13 protein-coding genes are annotated in these 26345 nt (G+C 39.9%); 4 read left to right on the top strand and 9 right to left on the bottom strand.

Going from position 1 to position 26345, the window contains the following annotated elements:
* Position 1: 1 nt before the first annotated feature.
* From OLM61_RS19355 to OLM61_RS19345, 3 genes are read right to left on the bottom strand one after another with little or no spacing between them, the layout of a single operon-like run.
* On the bottom strand, positions 2–2443 hold the full coding sequence (locus OLM61_RS19355; protein WP_264524228.1) for a GNAT family N-acetyltransferase: 2442 nt from the start codon (positions 2441–2443) through the stop codon (positions 2–4).
* Complete coding sequence (locus OLM61_RS19350; protein ID WP_264524227.1) at positions 2421–3941, bottom strand: pyridoxal phosphate-dependent decarboxylase family protein; 1521 nt, start codon at positions 3939–3941, stop codon at positions 2421–2423. Before OLM61_RS19350 ends, OLM61_RS19355 begins: the two co-directional genes overlap by 23 nt.
* A 33-nt stretch (positions 3942–3974) precedes the next feature.
* On the bottom strand, positions 3975–4607 hold the full coding sequence (locus OLM61_RS19345; protein ID WP_264524226.1) for a nitroreductase: 633 nt from the start codon (positions 4605–4607) through the stop codon (positions 3975–3977).
* Between the two features lie 664 nt (positions 4608–5271).
* Here OLM61_RS19345 and OLM61_RS19340 point away from each other — a divergent pair.
* The 3 genes from OLM61_RS19340 (at position 5272) to OLM61_RS19330 (ending at position 11250) form a co-directional block, all read left to right on the top strand.
* Complete coding sequence (locus OLM61_RS19340; protein WP_264524225.1) at positions 5272–5649, top strand: hypothetical protein; 378 nt, start codon at positions 5272–5274, stop codon at positions 5647–5649.
* Positions 5650–5735: 86 nt separating this feature from the next.
* Positions 5736–10115, top strand: a complete 4380-nt coding sequence (locus tag OLM61_RS19335; RefSeq protein ID WP_264524224.1) for a CusA/CzcA family heavy metal efflux RND transporter — start codon at positions 5736–5738, stop codon at positions 10113–10115.
* A gap of 4 nt (positions 10116–10119) precedes the next feature.
* Positions 10120–11250, top strand: coding sequence for an efflux RND transporter periplasmic adaptor subunit (locus OLM61_RS19330; RefSeq protein WP_264524223.1), 1131 nt, complete (start codon positions 10120–10122; stop codon positions 11248–11250).
* Between the two features lie 75 nt (positions 11251–11325).
* On the opposite strand, the gene OLM61_RS19325 is transcribed toward OLM61_RS19330, so the two are convergent.
* The 4 genes from OLM61_RS19325 to OLM61_RS19310 all read right to left on the bottom strand — a co-directional run bounded on the left by OLM61_RS19325 (position 11326) and on the right by OLM61_RS19310 (position 18050).
* Complete coding sequence (locus tag OLM61_RS19325) at positions 11326–14541, bottom strand: TonB-dependent receptor (RefSeq protein ID WP_264524222.1); 3216 nt, start codon at positions 14539–14541, stop codon at positions 11326–11328.
* Positions 14542–14834: 293 nt separating this feature from the next.
* Positions 14835–16202 carry a HAMP domain-containing histidine kinase gene (locus OLM61_RS19320; protein ID WP_264524221.1) on the bottom strand — a complete coding sequence of 456 codons (1368 nt, stop codon included), beginning with the start codon at positions 16200–16202 and terminating at the stop codon, positions 14835–14837.
* Between the two features lie 213 nt (positions 16203–16415).
* Positions 16416–17099: a response regulator transcription factor gene (locus OLM61_RS19315; protein ID WP_264524220.1), complete on the bottom strand. Its 684-nt coding sequence runs from the start codon at positions 17097–17099 to the stop codon at positions 16416–16418.
* Positions 17100–17132: 33 nt separating this feature from the next.
* The gene (locus OLM61_RS19310; RefSeq protein ID WP_264524219.1) at positions 17133–18050 is read right to left on the bottom strand and encodes a bestrophin family protein; all 918 of its coding nucleotides are present in this window, start codon (positions 18048–18050) and stop codon (positions 17133–17135) included.
* Between the two features lie 512 nt (positions 18051–18562).
* Here OLM61_RS19310 and OLM61_RS19305 point away from each other — a divergent pair.
* On the top strand, positions 18563–19048 hold the full coding sequence (locus tag OLM61_RS19305; RefSeq protein ID WP_264524218.1) for a JAB domain-containing protein: 486 nt from the start codon (positions 18563–18565) through the stop codon (positions 19046–19048).
* Between the two features lie 94 nt (positions 19049–19142).
* On the opposite strand, the gene OLM61_RS19300 is transcribed toward OLM61_RS19305, so the two are convergent.
* Positions 19143–19994: a PorT family protein gene (locus OLM61_RS19300; protein WP_264524217.1), complete on the bottom strand. Its 852-nt coding sequence runs from the start codon at positions 19992–19994 to the stop codon at positions 19143–19145.
* A 53-nt stretch (positions 19995–20047) separates the two neighbouring features.
* Positions 20048–26338, bottom strand: a complete 6291-nt coding sequence (locus OLM61_RS19295; protein ID WP_264524216.1) for a T9SS type A sorting domain-containing protein — start codon at positions 26336–26338, stop codon at positions 20048–20050.
* Positions 26339–26345 lie beyond the last annotated feature (7 nt).

Below are 26345 nucleotides of genomic sequence, written 5' to 3'. Positions count from 1 at the left end.
ATTAAACTTGTGAGGCTGAAACGGTATTTTTTTGAAAGGCTTCGGCAGCCGGGAATTTAGCCCAATACCATTCTCTGTAACAGAAGTTCAGATTGGCTTTTTTGTGCGGCATTTCAATGACTTTCTGAATCTTAAATCCAACGTGAGCCTTGTTCATCATTGAAGCGATAGAGTCTACAGAACCTTCACCCACCATTTTGCCTACTTTGGCTTCGCTCAAAACAAAATCCATCATTGATTGTGTTGCCGGAGAACCGTATTTTAGTTTTGGATCGGTTGGTGCGATAAATTGGTGCGTTCCATAATCGGAGGGAAGTACGTCATAGTATTCTCCAACAATGTCACGGCATGGCCAGTACACTTCAATATTAAAAGTCGGAACCCCGTTGGCCTCTCCGATATAACTGTGCGAATGACCACCAGGAAGCATGGTGCGGTAAAATACCTCTAACTCACGTAACGGCCAGTTCATTTGCCAGATTTTCAATGCATGTTCGCGGTGAAACCACTCGTGAAGCATCTCCAGATCGTTGTCTACATCTACCGGACGCAGGCTGATCGTTACGTTGTCTTTCTCAAAAAAACGGCTGAAAACTGTAGTGTTTGGTTTTGGCTGAATCAATTTTTTGGAGAAAAAGTGTTTGTTTAACGGATTAGGATATGTTTTGTACACCGCCGGATTGGTTCGTGGCGCACTGGCTTCGTCCATATTGTTTAAACTGGTCAGTAAATTTCCTTTTACGATTAGTTTGACACTGTTCGTAAAATGAGAAACCAAACCTGTTACATCTGAATCTTCTTCTTTTTTTAAAGCATCGTATATTAAGTCCAGTAATACCGTTTCATCTGCAAGTTTGTTTTTGCCCAAAGCGCTCACAATTCCTAACAAATGATTGATTAACAGGTAATAGCCCCAGAAGTCAATAATTCTTTTTTCGGCAATAAAAGAGCGGCTTTCTTTTCCAAAATCAGGGATTAAACGTTCCAGTTCCGGTACGATTCCTTCGCGGAAAAAATATCCCTGATTGTCTCTGAAATAAAGTTTTGACGGGAAAAGATTTTCATCAAATTCAACCATTACATTCTGTTGGTGAAATTCTGATCCAAATCCGTATTTATTAAAAACGCCAATCAAAGGAGTAAGACTGATGTTCAGGTATTGTTTGAACCAGGCAATGGCGGTGTCAGCTACTGTTGCATCTTGTCTTTTGGCCGATTCCTCAATCAGGGTTACGATTCTTGGCAGTTCATTCAAAATGTTATCTTGAGACAAAGCAGCTACCAGCGTTACATTTTTATTGGCGTTGGCTCCATGAAAAGGATTTTGACGAATACTGGTACTGAAACCGTCGATAATTTTATCTTCAAAAACCACTGTGATGAACGCAGGATCGGTAACGAGCTGAATTTGCGGATAGTCTTTCTGAATGCCTTTTCCCCAATCAGTTTTCATCAACTGCGCTGCATCATAACCACGATTAAGCTCATGTGGATAATTGACACGGAACGAATTGGTGATTTTCACATGCAGTGAGAATTTATACATCCATTCGCTTTCGTCATTGTACACCGTACGAACCGATGAGGTTGCCGCATAGGAAGGACCAAATTGCCCCAGACTGAAAAGCAGTTGTCTGGACTGCATTTCTTTCACCTCTTTTTGCTCTAATAGATAATTGGCTTCCCAAGGGTGTGCCGGTACTACTTTGTATTGTGAATAAAAATCCAGTAATTCTTTGGCATTTTTATTGGCATATTTTGAAATTTCATTTCTCAGATAATTGGTGATCAGATAGTCTTCGGCACTTTTTTCGATAACATTTTCCGGGTGCACCAGGAAAAAGTGTAACGGAAACTGTCCCTCGGTTTCAGGAGAATATTTAAGCAACTCGTCTTTGGTAAATCCTTCTCTGCTTTTTGGCAGCGGATGTACCGTATGTCCTAAAATCAAAGATTGTTCAGCTGATATAAAAGTTTGTTCCGGGTTGCTGGCGTTACGGCCGCTATTTTTATAATGCTCCAGGTAAAGTGCCAGATTGTCAATACTGTTTTCCATACGTTTTTGGGTAGGAAGCGGGTCAATATCCGGATATTCTGCTTTGCAATAGCCCGCAACAATTTCTGTAAACGCGATAGGATTTATTTCTCTGAATTCATCCGTTGCAATAGTACGGGACACTATCGGAAAGCCAAAAGCATGAACGCCACTTTCGGAAAAGTAAACCAAAGGAGCAAAAACTTCCTGGCCAACAGTGCTAAAGTCAAATCGAAGAAAAGAGCTGTGATCGATAGTCTGCATAAATTCAGCCAAAGCAGGGTCGTATTTCGGAACACCTTCGTATTGGCTCCAGTTGCTGAATTCTCTGCAATAACAGTTGAGGAGGGATTTGTAATTTACTTGTTCGGCAAGTTGTTTAAAATTAGTTAAGTCTGTGGTATTCATCTCCGTTTTGTTTTATGAGGTTAAGAATGTTTTTAATATCATTTAGGGTGGTAAGGGGATTTAAAATGGTGAATTTCAAATAGAATTCTCCATCTACTTTGGTGCTGGCTACCAGAACTTCGCCGCCAAAAAACAGCTTCTCTTTGATGTATTTGTTGACTTCGCAAGAATTAGATTCAGCTGGTCCGTCGAGATAACGGAAGAGTAAAATACCGATATCTGAGTGGCATAACAGTTCAAAATTAGGATCGGCTTCTATATAGGCAGCGGTTTGTTGGGTAGTTTCGATCAGGGTCTCCGTAAATTGCCCGAGCTTTTTCTTGCCCATATAACGAAGGGTAAACCAAAGTTTCAAAGCATCAAAACGACGTGTAGTCTGAACAATCGATTTATTGACCTGAGCCGGAAGTGCATCGTAATTTTGCTCTTTAGGATTCAGATAATCAGCGTGATGCTTGATCAAATTGAGGTGAAGTTTATTTTTAACAATAAAGGCACTGCTGCTTACCGGCTGGAAGAATGATTTGTGGTAATCGACGGTTACAGAGTCGGCCAGTTCTATGCCGTTTAATAAATACCTTTGTTTCTCTGTTAAAAGCAATCCGCATCCATAGGCAGCATCTACGTGAAGCCATAAATTGTGCTGGCTGGCAATAGCGGCGATTGTTTTTAACGGATCGATGTTACCAAAATCGGTTGTACCGGCAGTAGCGGTAATGGCAATTGGAATGTTTCCTTTCTTAATTTCGTCAGCGATCGCCTTTTCGAGTTTTTCCGGATCCATACGGTATCTTTTGTCGACACCCACATTTACGATGGCTTGTTCTCCAAGACCTAAAACCCAGGTGGTTTTATGATTGCTGAAGTGCGCTTTATCCGAAACAAAAATCCTGTACTTGTGCGCATCAGGAGGAAGTCCTTCCATTTTAATATTCCATTTTTGATACTGCATGGCATAGTAATCTCTCGCCAGGAGCAGCCCCATTAAATTGCTTTGAGATCCTCCTGCTGTAAAAACACCATCGCCTTGTGTATAACCCACCTGCTCGCTGGTCCAGTCAATTAACTTTCTTTCGATAAAAGTTCCGCCGGCGCTTTGATCATAAGTATCTTGTGATGAATTGATGGCACTTATCAGAATTTCTGCTGCCAGTGCAGGTATCACCACAGGGCAATTTAGGTGTGCAATATATTCCGGAAGGTGAAAAGCAGTGGCGTGGTTCACATAAAGTTCGTCTACTTCGTTCAGCAGACTTTCGTAATCGGGTAGGGGTGTTTCAAAATCTATTTCTTCCACTTTAGCCCTTATTTCTTCCGGTCTGATGCCACTGAACGGTTTTTTATTGTTTTTTAAGAAATTCGAAACGCGTTCCTGTGCCAATTTCATTGCCTGTGCATATTCCGGGCCGGAATTCTGATGGAAAATGTCTTTGTAAAAATCCTGGTCCTGCTGGACCTCTCTGTCGAATGCTTCCTTACGGATCAATGTGGTATTCATAAAATAGTTGTTTTAAGGGGTTTAAGTTATTTTTCAGTCGAGGTAGACGACTTTTTTAGATAGTGGGGTTCTCTTTTTCTTGGAGGGTTTTAAGGCTTCGGGATAATAACCGAGATAAAGAAGTCCTAATGATTTTTCATTTTCAGCGAGGCCAAATTTGGCAACATAATCGATGGCTACTCCTTTGGTACTCCAGTAACTGCCAATTTTATGAGCACTGCAGCTAAGCGCTATATTTTGTACAGCAGAAGAGACAGCTGCAATTTCTTCCCATTCAGGCAAGGCAATTTTGGTGTTTCGAACCATAATTACCCCAATCATACAGGCTGCATTTAATGGGTAGTTTTCGAGATAAGAAAGTTTATCTCTTTGATCTTCGGGCGACAATTCATTATAAAAATCTTTGTAATAGTGGGCCATATATTCGCCATACTTCTTCAGGTATTTGCCGCGGAAAACGACAAACCTCCAGGGTTCTGTCATTTTGTGATTGGGTGCCCAGGTCGCATTAATCAAAATTTCTTCCAGCAGCGGTTCAGGCAATTCTCCTTTGATAAATTGATTGGCGTAGATGCTTCTTCGGTTGCGGATATTTTTTGAAATTTTATTGAGTTTATAAGAAGAGTCTGACAGCTTGGTTTTACTGGGGTTGTTCTTGATTTTCATATATTTTTGAAATTTTTCTAAGAAATTTCTTTTTTATTTGGGGTTAAAAAAATATATTTGTAAGTAATTCTTATTTAGAATAAATAAGAATAGTACTTGACAAAAGTATAAATTAATCCCAACAAAAAAAATAAATTTTAAAAATTTATGAGAATGTCCGTACTTGTTTGTGATTAAATTAGGTGTAATTTTTTACATTTTAATGCTTTTAAGCCTTGTAAATGCTGGTTTTTCCTGCTTTTTAACAATACTGCTGAATAAGGAAAAATGAAATAATAATCGATATATTTCTGGTGAAATGATTGTAAATAAAACTTTAAATTTTTGTTTTCTTACAAAATGATTATTTGCAGAAGCAACCCGCTCTAAAGACCTGTTTTATCCAATTTGGAGCTCTTTTGGCAAAAGTCTTTTCCGTTACAAAAACCGGATTGCCTAGTAGCTTATCAACGTCCGAAAGACACAATTTTTAATAGCGAACCGCTTAATTTTCGTTTGCAGATAACGGTTGAAAATTGATTCTAAAATCATAAAAACGCAAAACATTTAAATTTTTAATAACATAAATCGATTTTTTGTTGGCTTATGGTTATAAAATGGTAAAAGTTTATTCCTTCTTGTACTTAGTGGGGAATTATTTTGCGACATCGTTTAAATTTGTGAAGTGCGAAAACTCATTATATACCTGTTCATCTTTTTAATTGTATCCAATATTGGGTTCTTTCAGCAGTTCTATAAACTGCCGATATTGTTGGAACACTTTAGAGAGCACCAGGAAAGACATGAGATTAGCTTTTTTGATTTTTTAGAAATGCATTATTGGGGAGAAGATTTAAAAGACAATGATTCCGACCGAGACATGCAGCTTCCGTTTAAAAACATATCCGGCCCTTATGTGCAGCTGGTATTTGTTCCGCAGGATAAACCCCTATTTTATATTCCATTTACCATCGGATTTTCGCAAGCTGTTGCGATTCCTTATACCTCAGATTTATATTCGAATCCCGCTTTGTTTTCGGTATTCCGCCCTCCTGTAGCTTAATTTAATTTTCCGGAATTTTTATTGTGGTGAAAACATTTTGATGTTTTGGCCATGGCATTAGTATTTCAAAAAAATTAAATCAAATTATGCTTAATAAGATCATACAATTCTCAGTTAAAAATAAACTGGTAATTGGGGTCTTCACCTTGCTATGGATTATCTATGGCGTGTTTGAAGTTACCCGTTTACCTATTGATGCCGTTCCTGACATCACCAACAATCAGGTACAAATTATTACGACAGCCCCTTCTTTGGGAGCGGAAGATGTAGAGCGTTTAATTACATTTCCAATCGAGCAGGCGATTAGCAACATCCCGCAGCTCAAAGAAAGCCGCAGTATTTCGCGTTTCGGACTTTCGCTGGTCACGATTGTTTTTGCAGACGATACCGATGTGTATTGGGCGCGTCAGCAGGTTGCAGAACGATTGCAAAAAGTAGAGATCGCCGAGAATGCCAACATTCCTGAAATGGCACCGGCAACAACAGGTTTGGGCGAAATTTACCAGTATGTACTGAAACCGCAACCCGGTTACGAAACCAAATATTCTTTGGAAGATTTACGTACCCTACAGGACTGGACAGTTAGAAGACAGCTTTTGGGAACTCCCGGAATTGCTGATGTCGCTACTTTTGGTGGAAAGTTAAAACAATATGAAATTGCCGTTAATCCGTCTCGCCTAAAAGCACAGAACCTGACGATAAAAGATGTTTTTACAGCACTGAACAGTAATAACGAAAACACTGGCGGCGCTTATATTGAAAAAGGCCCAACCGTACTTTACATCCGAAGTGTCGGACTGACCCGAAATATCAGGGACATTCAGAATATTATTGTCAAAAACACACAGGCCGGAACTCCTATTCTGATCAAAGATATTGCAGAGGTAAAAATGTCTTCGGCCATACGTTACGGAGCATTAACAACAGCTGATATTGGCGAATCGGTAGGTGGAATTGTGATGATGCTAAAAGGGGAGAACGCCAATAATGTGATCGTAAATATCAAAAAACGTGTTGCCGAAATTGAGAAAATCTTACCGAAAGGGTTGAAAATTGAGCCTTTTTTAGATCGTACCAAAATGGTCGACAATGCGATTGGTACGGTTCAGAAGAACCTTATCGAAGGAGCATTGATTGTGGTGCTGGTACTGGTGCTTTTCCTGGGCAATTTAAGAGCAGGTTTTATTGTGGCTTCAGTAATTCCGTTAGCGATGCTTTTTGCCATTATCATGATGAACACCTTTGGCGTGAGTGGTAATTTAATGAGTCTCGGAGCGCTTGATTTCGGTTTAATTGTCGATGGTGCGGTGATTATTGTAGAAGCCATTTTGCATCACATTCATTCGGCTAAAAAATACAAAGCAATCGATACTATTTCACAGGAGGAGATGGACAAAGAGGTGACAGGTTCGGCAGGACGCATGATGAATGCCGCCGTATTCGGACAGATTATTATTTTGATTGTTTATCTACCGATATTGTCTTTGGAAGGGATTGAAGGAAAAATGTTCAAACCAATGGCACAAACCGTAGCCTTTGCCATTTTGGGTGCTTTTATATTATCGCTTACTTATGTTCCGATGGTGAGTGCTTTGTTTATCAGTAAGAAAGTCAGCCACAAACCCAATTTGTCGGATCGCATAATGGCAAAACTGGAGTTTTACTATGAAATTGGATTGTCGAAAGCGTTGCAAGTGAGAAAAGGAATTGTGATTTCGGCATTTGTGCTGTTTGGGATTGCCTTATTCATTTTTAGCCGAATGGGAGGAGAATTTATCCCACAGCTTGAAGAAGGTGATTTTGCAGTAGAAACCCGTTTACTGTTGGGGACAAATCTGTCGACGACAACAACCACTATTGAGAAAATTTCGACCGCATTGAAAAACAGGTATCCCGAGGTAGAAAAAGTAGTTTCGAGAATTGGAAGTGCCGAGATCCCAACAGATCCGATGCCTATAGAAGGAGGAGACATGATTATTGTACTGAAAGACAAGTCAGAATGGACAAGTGCTTCTTCGTTTCCTGAACTGGCCGATAAAATGACGCAGACAGTAAAAGAGGTCGCACCCGGAGTTACAACCGGTTTTCAGTTTCCGGTACAGATGCGTTTTAACGAATTGATGACAGGAGCAAAGCAGGATTTGGTTTGTAAAATTTATGGTGAAGATCTCGATAAACTGGCAAAATATGCCGAACAGTTAGGCTCGATTAGCAGCACAGTAGAAGGAGCTACGGATCTTTATGTAGAGAAAGTTACCGGAATGCCACAGATCGTTATTGATTATGATTGGGCCGAAATGGCGAAGTACGGGATTTATGTTTCGGATATCAATCAAACGGTAAATGCCGCTTTTGCGGGAGCTGTAGCGGGAAGCATTTACGAAGGAGAGAAAAAGTTTGATATGGTGGTGCGCGTGGAGGCTAGTGGACGAAAAGACATAGCCGATGTGCGCAATTTATTGATTGCAACCCGTTCCGGAATGCAGATTCCGCTGTATCAGGTGGCTTCCGTAAAAGAAGTGGAGGGTCCGAATCAGATTCAGCGTGAGAATGCTAAAAGAAGGATTATCGTTGGTTTTAATGTAAGAGGGAGAGATGTAGAATCGATAGTCGAAGAATTGCAAAAGAAAGTAAACATTCAGATCAAATTTGAGCCCGGTTATTATATTACCTATGGCGGTACTTTTGAAAACCTGCAACAGGCAAAATCCCGTCTGGGAGTTGCGGTTCCGGCAGCTTTGTTTATGATTTTGGCGTTGCTGTATTTTGCGTTCAGATCGTTTAAAGAAGGAATTATCATTTTTACAGCCATCCCGTTATCGGCAATTGGCGGTGTGTTTGGACTGGCTTTGCGCGATATGCCGTTTAGTATTTCGGCCGGTGTTGGTTTTATAGCACTGTTTGGTGTGGCTGTTTTGAATGGAATTGTTTTAATCTCCGAGTTCAACCGAATCCAAAAACAAGGAGAAATTACCGATCCGCTTCAAATCATTATTAACGGAACCAAAAACAGATTACGTCCTGTATTGATGACCGCCGCGGTAGCCTCTTTAGGGTTTTTACCAATGGCTTTAAGCAATGGTGCAGGAGCAGAGGTACAACGTCCGCTTGCAACTGTTGTGATCGGCGGACTGATTACGGCCACTTTGCTTACGCTTTTTGTACTTCCGGCTATTTATTTAATGACGTATCATACCAAAGTTTTTTCGAGAAAAATTAAAAAACACAAGATGAATAAGCTGACTTTACTGGTGCTGGCTTTGTTCCTCACCGTTTCGGTACAGGCACAGGAAACGCCAATATCTCTTGAAGAATCGCTATCAATAGCACTTCAGCATAACAGAAGAATTAAATCTTCGCAATTGAATGAAAGATCAAAAGAACAGTTGGAAAAAACGGCTTTTGATCTTCCCAAAACAGCTCTGAGTGCCGATTATGGCCAGTTTAACAGTGCGGTAAACGATACGCGTTTTGGCATTAGCCAGACTTTTGCATTTCCGACATTGTATACCCATCAGAAAAAAGTTTTGAGGGAAAATTACAATGCAGCCAAAGCAGAATCGCAGCTAACGGTACAGCAGATTAAATCGAATGTGAGGAATTTGTTTTATTACTACATCTGGCTGAACAGCAAAAAGGATTTATTGGTTTATGCCGATTCGATTTACAGGTTAATGGAGCAGAAATCAGAATTGCGGTATAAGACAGGGGAGACGAATGTACTGGAAAAAAGCGCTTCTCAATCGGCACGGCAATTTTATACCAACCAGCTTACAATGGTCAATAAGGATATTGCTATTACGCTTAAAATGTTCAATACCGTTCTTCAGGACAGTAAGGTTCATGTGCCTTTTTCTGAAACGATCAAGAATGATTTTGCTGTTTCCTTAAATCAGAATAAAAATACGGCAGCACTTCCTCAGGTGCAACTTTCGCTGTACGAAGCTGAAGCAGCAAAGTGGAAATGGAAAACTGAACAGGCCAAAATACTGCCTGATGTTACCATTGGGTACAATAATTTAAGCATAGTAGGGACACAAACCAGTGCTTCAGGTCAGGATATTTATTACAATAGCAGTCAGAGGTTTAGTTATGTCAATTTGGGGCTGTCAGTTCCGTTATTTTTCAGCAGTCAGTCGGCGCGTAACAAAGCTGCCAAAGCGGAGTATGAAACCTATAAGATGCGGGCAGAAACGACAAAGATTGAAATGCTGACGGAGATTAGTAATGCCGAAAGCGAGATCGAAAAGTACAAAGAGAGCCTTGCTTATTATGAAAACGAAGGACTAAAGAATGCAACGGTAATTATTGACGCTGCGAATAGTCAGTTGGAGAACGGAGATATTGATTACCTGCAATGGGTGTTAGTCGTCAATCAGGCGATAACCATAAAAAATGAATATTTCGACAGAATTAACGATTACAATAAGGCCGTGATTAATTGGCAAACCCTTAATAATTTATAAAAGAATGAAAACATATAGCAGCATCATTTTAGTTTTTTTAGGCTTAGTTTCCTGCCAGGGCGATAAAAAAGAACAACAGACTAAAAAAGAAATAACAGCCGAAAACAGTATTCAGTTCAGCGAGGCACAGGTTAAAAATGCAGGACTGGTGGTGGGTTCTCCGGAAGAACGAACGGTGAAAGGAATATTACAGCTTCAAGGAACGGTTACCGTACCGCCAAAAAGTGTGGTAACGGTAAGTATTCCTTTGGGAGGTTATATCAAAAAGACCGATTTAATGGCCGGAATGCATGTTCGAAAAGGGCAATTGCTGGCGGTAGTCGAAGACATGCAGTACATACAGCTGCAACAGGATTATTTGACCGCAAAAGAAAAGTTTCAGTTGGCTCAAAGTGAGTTTAACCGCCAGAAAGAGCTTAATGCGAAGAAGGCCAGCAGTGATAAGTTGTTCGAGCAGACATCAACAGAAATGCAAACACAACGCATTTACATGGCATCGCTGGCACAAAAACTGGGATTGCTGGGGATTAATGTTAAAACACTCACAGCTTCAACGATAAGCAAAACGGTCGCAATTCATTCTCCAATCAATGGTTTGGTTGCGAAGATTAATGTGAATGTCGGCAAATACATTTCGCCAACCGATATGCTTTTTGAGCTGATCGAAATGAGTGACATTGTTTTGGTAATCAATGCTTTTGAGAAAGACGTACACCTGCTTTCGGTTGGGCAGACGGTTACGGCTTATACCAATGCCAATCCGTCAAAAAAATACAAAGCAAAAATTGCTTATATCAATCAAAGCCTGAACGACGATCGTGCAGCAGAAGTAATTTGCAAAGTGAATCACTATGAAAGTTCGTTAATACCGGGACTTTTTATTAATGCTGAGGCTGAGTTTGATAATCAAAAAGCGCTTACAGTTCCCGAAGATGCTGTGGTAAGATGGCAGGGTAAGTTTTTTGTTTTTGTGAAGACTGGCGGCCATAATTTTAAAATGGTCCCGATTGAATTGGGTACTACCAGTGAAGGATACCGTCAGATCAAGTCTTCGGTTATCGATGCTTCTTCGGCAATTGTAATCAAAAATGCCTATACGTTGCTGATGGCTTTCAGGAACGGAGGAGAGCAGTAGTTTTAAGTTAAAAGAAATCCCCCAGCTCCATAGGGATTGGAACTGGGGGATCATAAAAAAAATAAAACACAATCTTTAGAACGTATACCTCACTCCAAATTGTCCCTGGAATCTTGAGGCTAACTGATCTACAGTATAAGGTGATGTCGAAGGTTTTTGGAACGTATAGGTTGGATCGCCAGTAGCTACTCCGCCTAAATTTCCTGATTTTGTTAACCCAAGATTTGCTGTTGAATTGTAAGTGTTTGGAACGAAATAACTTCTTCCCCAATCTTTATTGATCAGGTTTCCAATATTTGCTACACTGAACGAAAGTTGTAAAGTACCTACTTTTGTAATTTTGATTTCATCCATTAATTTCAAATCGGCCTGGATGTTCCATGGTGTTGTAGCACCATTTCTTTCGGTGAAATTTCCTCTTCTGCTTTTCAAATAATCGTTTCCGTTAATGAAAGCTTCGTAATCTGCTACCTGCTGTGCTGCTGTAGCCGATGGAACGCCTGCTGCATTTACACCAATGTATTTCGCTGCTTCTGTGGCATCTTTAAAGATATAAGCCAATCCTGCTGCCTGACCTGTTCCTGCAATAGTGGAGTTTACAAATCCCCATGAAAACGGATTTCCGGACTGAGCATTGAAATATACATTTGCTGAGAAGATATTGTTATCGGCTACTTTTACAGCATATCCAACATTCGAAACAATTCGGTGTTTGATATTAAAGTTGGATGTTGCCAATTGCGGATTGTTTGGTGTTAACGACTGGTTCATCTGAAAGTTACTCTCCATCGAGTTACGGATTCCGTTGGTAATGTCTTTCGAATTTCCGTAGGTATAAGCCACCATAAAGTTAAGACCGAAATCGTACGTTTTAGAGATCATCTCGGTAATGCTGTATCGGTATCCTTTGTTGGTATTCGACAATAAATACGCATTAGAGAACGCCGGATTTATATTGGCTGCATAAATTGGCATCTGGTGATTGGTATCATACGAAAAGTAAGTAGGGTTGTCGGTTTTATTTACCTGTTGAAATTCAAGATCACGAATTACTTTGGTATACATCCCTTCGGTTGTAAATTTGTACCCATCGATGATTTTATCGATCGCAAGAGAGTTCCTTAAAACTGCCGGCATTTTAAATTTATTGTCAACTAAATCGGCCTGTACTTTTGGCGTTGCATCGTGATAACCGTTTAATCCATTGTTTGCCAAAGGATCTCCCGCTGCTGCAACCTGTGCCGGAGTAAGATTGTTTTTGTCATAACTTCCGTAACCTACACCATCATTGTAGTAAGCATATCCCAGCCATGCAAATGGAATTCTTCCGGTAAATACTCCTGATCCACCTCTAATAACAAGTGTTTTGTCTTCGTCTACATTATAAGTAAATCCAATTCTTGGTGACACCAATGCTGTGCTGAAGAAGTTGTTTTTAATCTGGCTCAATGGCGTGTACGAATAGGTGTTGCCATAATTAGGATCAGCCGGAGAGTTTTGTACTTGTGAACTCAATTTTGGCTTAGTAGGCAAGTCTGTATAGTCAATTCTTACGCCTGGAGTAAGTTTTAATTTATTTCCAATTCTAATTTCGTCCTGTACATAAACACTGTAAAGGTTTACTTTAAACTGCGCATATGGATTGTTGAAAATCTGATCTCTTGTTGAACCGTCAAAAGGGTAGGTACCGCGAACACGGGTAGGAAGTTTGCCGTAGAAATCGGCCAAAGATTTGTATGATACTCTTCCGTTAAGAGCGTTTACAAATCCGTAATTGATGTCGTAGAACTCATTGTGTGTACCAAACAACAAAGTGTGGTTTCCGGTTTTATAGGTAAGATTGTCGGTGATTTCGGCCGTGTTTTGTTTCATATTGAATACTGTTGCCTCACGATCGTTTCCTAAAAAGATTGTTCCTCCGTTATAACCAATTTCTGTTTGGGGAAACATGATATTGCTTGATTTTGGATCGCGATAATCTTTGATAGCCGAGTAACTGGCAATGAACGAGTTGGACCACTGGCTGTTAAAGTGACTTTTAAGTTCTAAAACGGTACTGATGGATTGGTTTTTCTGCGTAAAATCCATGCTGGAGAACCTGAAGTTAGCAGCGTCGCGCTCTAAGTTGGAAGCCTGAGAGATAACCGTATTGTTTCTTAACGACAGCGCGTGTTTTTCATTAATTTTCCAATCTAATTTGTTGAAGAATTTTTGACTTTTTGCAAAGTTGTTGTATCCACCGAAAGTTCCTGCGTCAAACCCGTAGTTTGTTTTTACGAAGTCCGAGATTTGTTGCGAGGTAGTGTTGTCTACCAATGAAGTCAATTTACCATTAGAATCGGTTTGTCCTGCATTGTAAAATAAAGGATCTGTTCTTTCGGCATACTCCATATTGGTAAAGAAGAACAATTTATCTTTAACGATTGGTAAACCTAGACGGAATCCAATTTGATAATCACCAAACGAATTTGGCATTTTTGAACCATCACCGGCATTGTTGCGTCCTGTAATGGCTGCGTTTCTGCCATAACTGTAAATCGATCCGCTCACATTGTTGGTACCGCTGCGGGTAACGGCATTTACGCTTCCGCCTAAAAAGTTTCCTAGTTTAATATTGTAAGGAGCAATATAAACCTGAATATCCTGTATTGCATCAAGACTTATCGAATTGGAACGCGTACTGCTTCCCGGCATCCCTGAAGTCCCTGATTGTCCTCCTAATGACGGGCTAAAACCAATAGCATCATTGTTGATCGAACCGTCAATAGTAACGTTGTTGTATCTGAAATTGGTACTGGCAAAAGAGTTATTAGAACTCTGTGGTACTAGTTTGGTCACATCCTGAATTCCTCTGTTGATTAACGGAAGGCCATTCACCTGTTTTTCATTAATATTGGTTCCGTTATTTTTAGAAGAAGGTTTAGAGCTTGTAATGACCACTTCTTCTAATACATTATTATCTCCTTTGCTAACCACGATCGTTGGCAGATCATTATCGCCAAGGGCTAAGTGTATTTGTGCGTTAGAGTAATCTTTGGTGGAAGCACTTTTAATTTCTAATTCGTAAGGTCCGCCGGCATTTAAATTTTCGAAACTAAACCTACCTTGTTTGTCAGTTGTAGCTTTGTACACTGCGTTAGTAGGTAAATGGGTTAAAGTAACTTCAGCGTCGGTAAGTGGGCTAGTGCCGTCATTTACCTTTGCAGATAATGAAGAGGTCGTAATTTGGGCAAAAATGTTTCCCATAACAAGGAGCATCACAGCCGAAAAAAAGAGTTTTAGTTTTGTCATTGATTTTTAGTTTTTATTTGACAAAGAAACTCTGTTTGTTCGGATCGGATTTAACGCTTTTGTTAACTTAAAATGATAAAAAAATATAGTGTTACCTTAAAATTATCAAGTGGTTATCCTTTTAAAATTTTCTAAGCCTTTAAAATCAATGATTTGTGTAAGTGGTTAAAAATAAAAAGATTAGAGTTGTATTTAAAGTAGATTAGAGAAAGATTAGAGTGTTAAGCCAAGGTTACCAAATGTAAAAACAGGCTTTGTTAAATTGGAATGCGACGATGAAAAAACGAAACAATTTATGGAAATTGCAAAGTGATAGAAGTGCTTTTTCCGACTTCAGAATCGACGTTAACGGTAATGTGATGCAGTTTGAGTATCTGCATGGTAATAAAAAGCCCCAATCCTTGTCCTTGTATGTGACGGGTATGATCGCTTCTGAAAAAAAGATCAAAAATAGCTTCCTTGTCCTGCTCTGCAATTCCGGGCCCCTGATCGGTAATTTGTATCAAAAGTTTGTTTTTTTCTGCAAGCGTAAAAACAGTTACCGGCTCAGGAAATGAGAATTTAATGGCATTGTCCAGAATATTGTACAGCGCTATAAAAAGCATGTGTTTATTGGCATAGACCGAAAGTAAATTTTCGTGTTCTGCCAGTGCACTCAAATCTACCGATACTTTTGATTCGGGATATTCGATTGCTTTCTTTTCCAGAACATTCCATAGTATTTCGTCGATCCTTACTGTTTCCATTTGCTGAGGTTCAGACAGTTCAAGTCCCGATAATACCAGAAGTCCTTCTAAAGTTGATTTTAAGTGCAGGGTGTCTTTTCGAAGCGATTTTAAGATCTCTTCATATTGCTCGTTTGTTCTGGGCTGTTGCAGGGATACATCGATATCTCCAATGATAATGGTTAGGGGAGTCTTAAGTTCGTGTGACGCGTTTTTGAGGAAATTTTTTTGCGTCATAATACCGGTTTCGAGCCTTTCTAAAAGATAGTTGAAAGTGGTAACCAGTTCTTTGATTTCGTCTTTCCCATGAGCCTGCTGAACTTCTAATCTCGAATGCAGGTTCTCGGTGGTGATGGTATTTACTTTTGCAATGACTTCCGAGAAAGGACGGAAGGTTTGTCGGGCTAAAAAGGTTCCCATAAGATAGTTTAGCGGAATACCGGCCAGATAGAAAAGAATAAACATAAAGCCCAGAATATCCAGCTGTCGGTTACCGGCACGATCGATACCCGAGACTACAATTATAAAATCGCCCTGATTGTCTTTGTAAAATAACCCCACAAACTGCCTGTCGTTTATCGAAAACGATTCCATTTTGTTTTTTACAATACTATTCAGATCGTGATCGGTTAGCGGAATGTCAACAGAATCCTTTAGGTATAATTTTTTTGTTTTGGCATCGTAAACCCGTATCGATTCGTTGTTGATTCGGTTGTATTGAACTTCAATTTGGTGATAACGTTCGTTGGTGAATTCTTTTATTTCGTCTTTTTTGAAATAAAATAAGGCAGCTGTCATCGCATGATCTTCCAGATTGTCATAGTAAAGATCTTTCATGTGGCTTCTGAAAAGAAGAAAAGATCCGGCCATGAGCAACCCGACAATAAAAGCAAAAAGCAAAGTAGAATTTACAGCTAACTTATTTTTAAGATTCATAACGCTTTAATTCGGTTTTTAATACAATAGGAACTTTACTCAAAATAAGTTGTATCGCAGTTTTTTTTCTCTCGCAGATGTAGCAGATTGCTTCGCCTGTTCGCTATCGCTCGGGTTAGCAGATTTTCAATCTATAGTCTTTCTTCTTTACTCTTTCCACATCTCACATCTCACATCCCACATCTCACATATAACATCTCACATATAACATCTTCAACTCTTCTGCTTCAACATATACCCGGTTCCTTTTATCGTATGAATGAGTGGAGTAGGGAAGTTTTTGTCGACTTTATTGCGCAAATAGTTAATGTAAACGTCGACTGTGTTTGAGGTACTGTCAAAATCAATATTCCAGACGGCTTGCGCGATTGCGACTCTTGATAATGCGGTTTCGCGGTTTTTCATAAAGAAAATTAAGAGTTTGAGTTCTCTTGACGAAAGGTTGAGTTCTTTTCCGTCTCTTGTTGCACTTTGTTCTTTCATATTGATTTCGATTCCGGCATAGGATTGAAAATCGAGAATTCCGGTGCTGAATTCGGCGCGACGCAGCTGGGCATTGATTCGGGCCAAGAGTTCTTCAAACATAAAAGGTTTCGCTAGATAATCATCGGCGCCGGATTGGAGGCCTTTTACTTTTTCCTGAGGCGTATCGAGTGCACTTAAAATTAGGATGGGCACTATTATTTTTCGGCTTCGTAAAACTTCACAAACTTCAAATCCGGTGATGTCCGGCAGCATGATATCGAGAATGATGATATTGTACTCATTTTCCATGACCTCCTTAATGGCTTCAAAACCTTTGGTGATGGTTTTTACTTCATACAAATGTTCTTCAAGTCCTCTTGTAATAAAAGAGGCAACTCTGGGATCGTCTTCGACTAATAATACTCTGTTCATATTCGAAAAATAATTGGGGTATGGGCTTCTTTTTTAGGTAATAAAGTAATTCTTTTGCTGACGTACCGGGTTTATCTTTTTATTGTTTAATTCTAATAAGGTGTTTTCAATCATTTCCGACATTGCATCGAGTGCCAGATCGTTAGGCTGTAATCCGAAAGGGTTTTCGAGTTCGTCTGCAATTGCTTCTAGGGCCACAAAAGTATAGGCAATAAAAACAATGATGAAGGGCGTAATCCAGCCCATAGTTTCGACAAAGCCAAAGGACAATAAAAAGCAATAAATATAAACCGTTCTGTGCAACAATACACTATAGGTGTAGGGGATAGGAGTACCGGCAATTCGTTCGCATCCGCCAACAATGTCAGACAGTTTGTTTAGGTTTTCTTCAAAAGCCAATTGTGTGACACTGTCGATTTTGTTTTCTGATTTGGCGTTTTTAACCCAAAGTCCCAGTTCTCTTAAAAGGATGATTGGTTTGTACCGAGCTTCCTGTAACTGTTCTTCGAGTTCTTGTGGAAGCAGTCGTTTCATATCGGTAGTAGGGTCAGTTTCTCTAAGTTGGTGTTTGAGACTGTATACAAAAGCAATAAGCAAATTAGTAAACTTTTCGCGTTTGGCTTCGTATTCCTGATCGGGGATAAGCGTGATGCTTTGGCGTGCGAGAGATCGGGTGTCGTTGAGCAAAGCGCCCCATAGTTTTCTGCCTTCCCAGAAACGATCGTAACTCACACTGTTTCTAAAACCGAGGAAGATTGCCAGAGCAATACCGAATAGGGTAAAAATAGCAGGATTGATGTGCAGATCGTATTGAATCAGCCAGGGTTTAAAATAAACAACGGCGAAGGAGAATAACAGCAGCAGTAAAAGCCTCGGAAGCAGTTGTGGTAAAACGGAACCTCTCCACTCAAAGAGCATTTTGAACCAGGTATTCTTTTTCTTTATAATCATTAGCGGGCTTCAGATTTAATACTATAAAAGTAATTAAAAGTGTGGCCTCAAACAAAAAATGATTGAAATATATGTGGTATAATTGGGACTAATGTAAAGTTGAAGATTAATCTTTCTCCCTTACTAGGACTTTGTCATTCAGAAATCAGTTTGAAAAATTCAGAAAGTTTAATATTTCTACCGTTACAAATTTTATCTAAAGTATTTACTGGAATATTGTAGTTTGAATTATTTAGTTGAAGAGCTGTACTTTTTATTTTTCTAACTATACTTTCTTCTATATTGTGATCTAATGCAAATGACCTCTGGGATTTATAAGTTTTAATCCAGTTCTCGTAAATATAAAAACAAATTTTGATATTAATTTCAGTCATCATAGCAAAGTAAGGCAATTCAGTAAATTAAAATGCGTACGAAAGTGCGCGCTTTTGATATGTTTTCTTACATTTGTTTTATTCTTTCAATGGCGATCGTCTAGAGATGCATTTTGAAAATTACATATATGAATAATTATGAAATCGAAGAAAGAAAAACAGGATTGGAAAATTGCATCCGAAATTGAATTGATTTATAAAAATAAAGTAAGAGTTTCGGAACGACCTCATCTTTCATCCTCTAAAACGGCTTACGAACTAGCTTTGAAAGTTTGGGACATGGGTAAAATTGAGTTCTTCGAACAGTGTAAAGTTTTTTTACTCAATCGTTCAAATAAGGTGTTAGGGGTTTATGAAGTATCTTCCGGAGGTACATCAGGAATTTCGGTAGATCTTAAATTATTGTTTGCTTCACTAATTAAGGCAAATGCATCTGCTTTTATTATGATTCATAATCATCCTTCGGGTAAAACGCTGCCTTCAATTGCTGATCGATTATTTACAAAAAAAGTTAACGAAGCAGCAATTCTTTTAGATATTAAATTGGTAGATCATTTAATTATTACTTTGGAAGGTTATTATTCTTTTGCGGATAACGGTAATTTTTTTGAAGATGGGTTTTAATCCATAAAAAAAAGCCGATTTCCCCCAAGAAACCGACTTTTTTAATTTTCCCCTTACGAGGAAAGTATTTGTTTAAGATTTTGTATTTAATTGATTAACGCAAAGCATATCTCAACTTAAGTCCGTAAGAGACCAATCTGACATTGTTTGCCAACGGAGAATCAAGTACGCTGTTGTGTTGCAGCTTTACAGGAAGTTCCGGATTGTACTGAACCAGATTTTTACCGCTAGTTCTATCGTAGATATTATTCAAACCATAGTCTAAATAAAGTCCGATATAAATCGAGCTTCTTTTTCCAATGCTTTGTTTTAAACCTGTTTCAATCGTAGCCGAATAAGATACTTTGGTGTCTAAATCCTGTTCTTCGGTTTTTACATCATTGGTACTGGCAAAGCCTGCAAATGCCGGGTTAAACAATTCTACATTGTATTGCGGATAGTAACCGCTGGTAGTAAGGTTCTGGATGGTAGTTTGGTAACATCCTTTAACAGCAAATCCTACTTTGGCTCCGGCAGCAATATATAATTTGCTTGTTCCTGAAGTTTCATACTGAATTCCGATCGGAACATTTACATAACCTAAGTTTTGTTCTTCTCTCAAATTAGTAGCCTTATATCGGAATTGAAAGTTTTCCTGTTCAGCATCGGTTGTTGCGTATTGCCCGCTAACAAATGCAAATTTTGCATCAGAGCTGTAGGTTTGATACTCAGCGCCGATTCCGATACTCAATCCTTCATTTAGATAATAAGAATATCGAATTCCTGCACTAATTCCGTTTCCGGGTACCAGCTCACCGGCAAAACCATATTTTAGAAAAGAACCCGGTCCTGCGACAGAGATCGATAGTTCCTGTTTTTTATCCTGACTATAACCCTGCAGACAAATCGCCAGAATTGCCGTCATTGTAGCTATAGATTTTATAGAGGTACTGATATATTTTTTCATCTTAAAGTTGTATTAGCCAGTACCATTTTGAAGTGGTACCGGCGTGATTTTGTTTATTTTACAAGTACTTTGAATGATTTCTTGATATTGCCTGACTCAACAACTACAAGAACCATATTACTTTCGGTAGTTGAAGGTAATTGTATTTGTGTCTGAGCAGTAGACGATTTCACTGTTGTAATCAGTTGACCTGTCACAGAGTAAAGGCTTATTTGCATGTTTTCCAAATCACCTTCTGGTAAATCAGCGTCTACAGTAAGCATTTTTCCTGTCTCCACCGGATTTGGATACAATTTAACCTCAAGTGATTTCTGTGACTTAATTTTACTAGTACATGTTTGCAACACCTTACCATCTTTAGTCGTCATTTTTACACTATAGTCGGCAGTTAGATCTAATTTATTTGCCAGATCGTCTCCTGCTGAAAAGTATTGGCCTGTACCAATTAACTGTCCATTTTTAAACCATTGGTAAGAAACAAATTCGTAACCTCCATTGGTTTGCGGATTGTTGTTTACGATAAGTACATTGTTGAATTTTTGGTGTACGATATCATAGAATCCAAATGGTTTTTCAACTGTTATAGCATAAGTAGCACTTGCACTTCCATCTTCAGAAGTAATCGTTACATTTTGGTTATAAATTCCCGGTTTAGGAGTATTTATAGTAAAATTAGCCGAAGGAGTAAAGGTAGCATTGGTTGTATTAGTCAATGTCACATTTACGTTGTTCTCGCCACATGCCATCAGGTAGTTAAGCGTTTTAGCCGGATTCGGATATACTTTAGTTCCAATGGTAATTTGAGTAACCGTAATGTCGTTGTTTTTGATTACCAATAGTTGTGTAACATCCGGAGCAGCTAAGTAATTGCTATCACCAGCCTGAGATGCTACAATTGTTACTTCTCCAGGTCTTAACATCGTTACTACACCAGTTAATGGAGCAACAGTAGCAGGAGGTAACGCAGTTTTATAAGTAAAGGTATAGTTTACTGCTAAACCTGAATTGGCAGTAGCCCCCAGATTGAAAGTATTTGATCCTCCAAGCGTTTTGATTCCCAATATTGGGAAAGTAATTAGCTGTGGAGCTTTTTGAATTGTAAGCTGTGCAGTAAGCGTAATTGGTGAACAATTTGGCGCGCTTGCTGCAGGCGATACTACGGCAGTAACGGTATAAGTTCCCGCATTTGTTGCTGAGTTTCCTGTACCTGAAGGCGTGATAGAATAACTAACAGTCGCTCCTGCCGGTAAATTGGCCACTTGCAGTGCTTGAGGGTTTTTATTGTAAGTAACAGTTGCATTAGTAAAAGTTACTTGTTGAAGTGCTGAGTTTAATACTTGTACCGTTTGTGTTTGTGTACTTATGTTTCCACTTACATCAGTATACTTCCATGTAATGGTATAAGTTCCCGGTGTATTGTAGTTCAACGGACTTGTTGTTGTTGCCGTGATCGTACCGCTGCAATTATCAGTTGCAGTTGGAACCGGAATTTGAGCTGATAAAACAGCGCAAGAGTTTGTAATTACAGGAAGAGTTGCCACATTTGGTACTGGTGCTGTTACATCCGGAGTTGTAATTAAAGTCACAGATTTAGTAGCAATACAACCTTTGGCATCAGTAACTGTTAACGTATAAGTTCCTGCTGTTAATCCGCTTAGATCTTTAGTTGTACTAGCATTAGACCATAAGTAGGTGTAAGGAAGTGTACCACCGGTTACATTAATCGTAACGGCGCCGTCGCTTAATCCGCTGCAAGAAATATTCGTTTGCGTTGCTATGCTTGCTGCTAATACGGCAGGTTCGCTTATAACAGTGCTTACTGTTGTAGTACAAGAATTTGCGTCGGTAATTGTAACAGTGTAATTACCAGGAGCTAATCCTGTAGCTGTTGCAGCAGTACCTCCGGTAGGAGACCATGAATACGTATAAGCACCTGTTCCTCCTGTTGCAGTTACAGTAGCCGAACCATTGTTTGCTCCATTACAACTAACATTTGTTGCTGCTATAGTACCAGTAATCGCAGTTGGTTGTATAATATTGAAACTTTGTGTTATGGTACAACCATTGTCATCTGTAATTGTTACAATATAAGTACCCGCACTTAATCCTGTAGCTGTAGCTGCAGTACCTCCTGATGGAGACCATGAGTAAGTATAAGGTGTAATTCCGCCCGATACAGCTACAGTAGCCGTTCCGTTAGCACCTCCATTACAGGAAACATTGGTTTGTGATGGTACTACTACCAAAGCAGTAGGTTCGCCAATAGTAATATTTTTAATAATTGAACAACCATTAGCTGAAGTAATCGTTACAGCATAGTTACCTGCAGTAAGATTGCTGGCTGTAGCAGCAGAACCTCCTGTAGGAGCCCATACATAGGTAAACGGACCCGGAGCACCTGATGGTGTTACCGTTGCTGAACCTGTGTTACCTCCATTACATAAAACAGCTGTTTGGCTAACAGTAGCGACTAAAGTGTTGGTTGTATTAATGGTTACACTTTGAGTGTTGGTACATCCGTTTCCATCTGTAATGATACAAGTATAGCTTCCGGCTGATAATCCTGTAGCAGTGGCTGTTGTTGCCCCTGATGACCATTGGTAAGTGTACGGAAGTACTCCTCCAGTTGGATTTACGGTAGCCTGACCTGTTGTTGAACAAGTGGCATCTATTTTAGATGTTGTTGCCGCCAATACTGCCGGCTGATCGATAAAGAATGTTGCGGTAATAAAACAACCGTTAGCATCTGTAATTAAACAGCTGTAGTTTCCGGTTGCCAATCCTGTTGCTGTTGCTGCAGTACCTCCTGTTGGAGACCATGCATAAGTATAAGGTGTAGTTCCACCTGTTACAGTTACAGTAGCGGTTCCGGTTGCTGAACCATTACATAAAACATCTGTTTGTGATTTTGTAACAGTTAATGCAGCTGGTGAACCTACAGCGATACTTTTAGTAGTCGAACAACCATTTGCATCTGTAATTGTTACTGTATAAGTTGCGGCTGCTAATCCTGATGCTGTTGCAGCAGTACCTCCTGTTGGAGACCATGAATAGGTATATCCAGCTGTACCTCCGGTTGCATTTACAGTAGCAGTACCATTAGTACCTCCATTACAGCTTACATCAGTTTTTGATATTGTAGCTGTTAATGCTGTTGGCGAACCTATTACAGCTGTTCTGTTTAAAGTACAGCCTTTACTATCTGTAATGGTACAGATATAAGTTCCTGCTGATAATCCTGTTGCTGTTGCAGCAGTACCTCCTGATGGAGACCAAGAATACGTATATCCAGGTGTTCCTCCGCTTGGCGTTACCGTTGCACTACCATTTGCACCTCCAAAACAACTTACATCTAAGACAGCGGTAGAAGCACTAAGAGATGCTGCCGGCTGATTGATAGTAAAACTTTGTGTAGTGGTACAGGCATTTGCATCTGTAACCGTTACTACATAGGTACCGGATGCTAAACCTGAAGCGGTTGCTGCAGTACCTCCTGATGGTGCCCATGAATAGGTATAAGCTCCTGTTCCTCCTGTTACATTTACAGTAGCAGCTCCGGTTGAATTTCCAAAGCAATTCACATGAGTAATTGTACCTTGTGTAGCTACCAATGGGTTTGTAGGTTGTATGATGGTGAATGTTCTGGTTGTAAAACAACCATTTGCATCTGTAATTGTTACGGTATAAGTACCGGCTATTAATCCTGTTGCTGTTGCAGCAGTACCTCCTGATGGAGACCATGAATACGTATAACCTGGAGTTCCTCCGGTTACGACTACACCTGCGCTTCCGGTTGCACTTCCATTACATAAAACATCAGTTTGTGAAGTTGTTACGGCAAATGCAGCAGGGTTGCTAAGAGTGAAAGCCTGAGTAGTACTACAACCATTTGCATCTGTAACAGTAGCGGTATAAGTACCGGCTGCTAAACCTGTTGCTGTTGCTGCAGTACCTCCTGATGGAGACCATGAGTAGGTATATCCGGGTGTTCCGCCTGAAGCGACTACAGTTGCACTACCGTTAGTCCCGTTATTACAAGACGGACTAGTGTATGCACCCTGAGAAGCTACCAGAACCGGAGGCTGGGTAATAGTAAAGTTTTGTGTAACGGTACAGTTGTTAGCGTCTTTTATAGCTACACTGTAAGTTCCTTGCGAAAGACCATTTATGGATGCTGTTGTAGCAGTATTGGACCAAAGATAAGTATAAGAACCAGCTCCTCCCGTAGGCGCAACTGTTGCTGAACCGTTACTGCCACCATTACAACTTACATTAATTTGTGTTGCATGTGGATTAATAGCGGTAGCCGTACTTATTACAATATTACTGATCGTACGCATACAAGAATTAGCGTCGGTAATGGTAACACTATAAGTTCCTGCTGTAAGACCTGATGCAGTTGCTGCAGTACCTCCCGATGGAGACCAAGAGTAAGTATAACCCGGAGTTCCTCCAAAAGCACTTACGGTTGCAGAACCAGTCGCAGCTCCAAAGCAAGAAACAGAAGTTGTACTAATAGATCCGTTAAGTGATGCGGCCGGTTGCCCAACAGAAATACCACCTATCGTTTTAGTACAACCATTGGCATCTGTAATGGTTACACTGTAAGTTCCTGCCTGAAGCCCTGATGCAGTTGCTGCAGTACCCCCTGATGGAGACCAGGAATACGTATAACCTGGAGTTCCTCCAGATGCAACAACAGTAGCTGTACCGTTATTTCCTCCAAAGCAGGAAACTGCTGTGCTGGAAGCCGTTCCATCAAGAGCGGCTGCTGGTTGTCCTACAGAAATACCGGTTATGGTTTTAGTACAGCCGTTAGCATCTGTAATGGTAACACTGTAAGTTCCTGCCTGTAATCCTGTAGCTGTTGCTGCAGTACCTCCTGATGGAGACCAGGCATAAGTATAAGCTGGTATACCGCCCGTTGCAGTAACAGTAGCGGTACCATTAGCTCCTCCAAAACAAGAAGCTGAAGTAGTAGAAGTTGTCCCGTTTAAAACTGCAGGTGGTTGCCCTACTGAAATATTATTGATCGTTCTGGAACATGCATTAGCATCTGTGATGGTAACACTATAAGTTCCTGCGGCAAGTCCGGTTGCAATAGCAGTCGTGGCTCCGTTAGACCAGCTGTAGGTATAACCCGGAGTTCCTCCTGTTGGAGCAATAGTAGCTGAACCAGTGGTACCTCCAAAACAAGCTACATTAATAACCGAGGGAGTCCCATTTAGTACAGGAGGTGCTATTAAGGTAAAAGGTCTTGTAATTTGTGTTAATTCGGCATCTGTAATAGTGGCCGTATAAGATCCGGCTGACAACCCGGTAGCTGATGCTCCGGTACCACCAGCTGGTGACCAAGAATAGGTATAAGGAGGAACACCTCCTGTTGCAACCACTGTAGCGCTACCATTTGTACCACCATTACAGCTTATATTGGTAAATGAGGTCGAAGAAGTACTTAAAGCTGCTGAGGTAGCGAATGTTGATTCAGCACCATAAGCTGTTCCGGCACTATTCTTTGCATAAGCTCTGTAATGAATAGTCGAACCAGGGGTAAGCCCTGTTACGGTATTGCTAAAAATTCCCGCTCCGGTTCCAATCTGAAATTTATTGTTTGCGATAGTCGGGCTTGCTGTAGTCGCCCAAACTATTCCTCTTTCTACGTTAGCATCTCCACCATCTGTAGTTACGTTACCACCAATAATTGCTTTGGTTGAACCAACATTTGTAGCGGTTGTTGTAGTTACTGTTGGTAAACTTACGCCATCAACCCAGGTAAAATTGTCAACAGCTATATAATCATAATTACTGCTTAGCTGGATTTCAAGCTGGTCAATATTGATGTTGGTGTAATCGGAAGCTCCGTCAGTAGCAAAGTTAATGGGGATAAAGCCATTGTTAGGAGAGACGTTAGGTGTATTGGCACCAGTAGTATTTTTAACAAGGGTAAATACTGTAACCCCGCCAAGTTTTCCTCTAAAAGTAATCGATCCAGGCAGTGTATTGCTGGTACCACCAGGAGTATAAGCAGCATTACCGGTTACAAATAGCCATAAATTGTTTACTTTAATGTTACCAGTTGCGGCACTAATAGTAGCAATTTGCCCCATAGCTTCAGGTCCTGGGGAGTCCTGAACCTGTAGAAATTTATTTGAGTTATTGTAACCCAGACCTGTCAATGTGTAAACTTTAAAGCTAACATAATTACTGGTCAAATTAAAGGTCTTACCATTACTGGTAAAATTGGGTAGGTCATTTGTTGCCCCTTCAAAGGTTTCTACTGTTTGCGAAGCAAGTTGCTGCATCGTAAAAAATAGTAGAAGTAGTAATAAGTAGAATTTTTTCATAATTTGC

Origin of the sequence: Flavobacterium sp. N502536 (genome assembly GCF_025947345.1) — a bacterium.
GTDB lineage: Bacteria > Bacteroidota > Bacteroidia > Flavobacteriales > Flavobacteriaceae > Flavobacterium.
This window is presented reverse-complemented; position numbering and strand designations above follow the sequence as displayed.

Coding starts and splice junctions, on each gene's coding strand:
- OLM61_RS19355 (WP_264524228.1), bottom strand. CDS start 2,443: ATGAATACCACAGACTTAACTAATTTTAAACAACTTGCCGAACAAGTA.
- OLM61_RS19350 (WP_264524227.1), bottom strand. CDS start 3,941: ATGAATACCACATTGATCCGTAAGGAAGCATTCGACAGAGAGGTCCAG.
- OLM61_RS19345 (WP_264524226.1), bottom strand. CDS start 4,607: ATGAAAATCAAGAACAACCCCAGTAAAACCAAGCTGTCAGACTCTTCT.
- OLM61_RS19335 (WP_264524224.1), top strand. CDS start 5,736: ATGCTTAATAAGATCATACAATTCTCAGTTAAAAATAAACTGGTAATT.
- OLM61_RS19330 (WP_264524223.1), top strand. CDS start 10,120: ATGAAAACATATAGCAGCATCATTTTAGTTTTTTTAGGCTTAGTTTCC.
- OLM61_RS19325 (WP_264524222.1), bottom strand. CDS start 14,541: ATGACAAAACTAAAACTCTTTTTTTCGGCTGTGATGCTCCTTGTTATG.
- OLM61_RS19320 (WP_264524221.1), bottom strand. CDS start 16,202: ATGAATCTTAAAAATAAGTTAGCTGTAAATTCTACTTTGCTTTTTGCT.
- OLM61_RS19315 (WP_264524220.1), bottom strand. CDS start 17,099: ATGAACAGAGTATTATTAGTCGAAGACGATCCCAGAGTTGCCTCTTTT.
- OLM61_RS19310 (WP_264524219.1), bottom strand. CDS start 18,050: ATGATTATAAAGAAAAAGAATACCTGGTTCAAAATGCTCTTTGAGTGG.
- OLM61_RS19305 (WP_264524218.1), top strand. CDS start 18,563: ATGAAATCGAAGAAAGAAAAACAGGATTGGAAAATTGCATCCGAAATT.
- OLM61_RS19300 (WP_264524217.1), bottom strand. CDS start 19,994: ATGAAAAAATATATCAGTACCTCTATAAAATCTATAGCTACAATGACG.
- OLM61_RS19295 (WP_264524216.1), bottom strand. CDS start 26,338: ATGAAAAAATTCTACTTATTACTACTTCTACTATTTTTTACGATGCAG.